Source organism: Streptomyces sp. SID13666 (genome assembly GCF_010548325.1).
Lineage (GTDB): Bacteria > Actinomycetota > Actinomycetes > Streptomycetales > Streptomycetaceae > Actinacidiphila > Actinacidiphila fildesensis.
In genome coordinates this window covers 1-382 of sequence record NZ_JAAGLX010000250.1, presented here as the reverse complement: position 1 = coordinate 382, position 382 = coordinate 1, and the positions used below count along the sequence as shown (strand labels likewise).

Annotated in this window: 1 pseudogene; it reads right to left on the bottom strand. The window is 69.6% G+C overall.

What is annotated here, in order from left to right:
• Nucleotides 1-235, bottom strand: a pseudogene (locus G3I60_RS44330) (ABC transporter permease); the annotation flags it as partial.
• Nucleotides 236-382: the final 147 nt, after the last annotated feature.

Below are 382 nucleotides of genomic sequence, written 5' to 3'. Positions count from 1 at the left end.
GGTGGATGAGCCCGGCGCGCAACGGCACGCCCAGCGCGGGGGCCAGACCCAGCCCGCTCGTCAGGGTGGTCCGCGTCGACCCGATGCCGTCGGCGCCGAGCGAACCGCTGAGCACCGCGCCGTACGCGGCGACCGGATCGGCGCCGGTACCGACGAGGAACAGGGCGCCGATGAGGACCCCGGCGAGCACCGAGAAGGCGACGGGGGAGCGGAGGGCGTTAGTCATGTGACTCATCCCTGATCTTGCGTGGGAATCCAGGCGCTCAGGCCGGGAGGGAAACACACCCTGAGTTGCAGTGGGCTGTGTGCCTGCTTCGGCAGCGGTCAGGGCTTGGCCGTCACGAGACTTCTCGGAGTCGAGTGAGAAGCCCTCTCGATCACG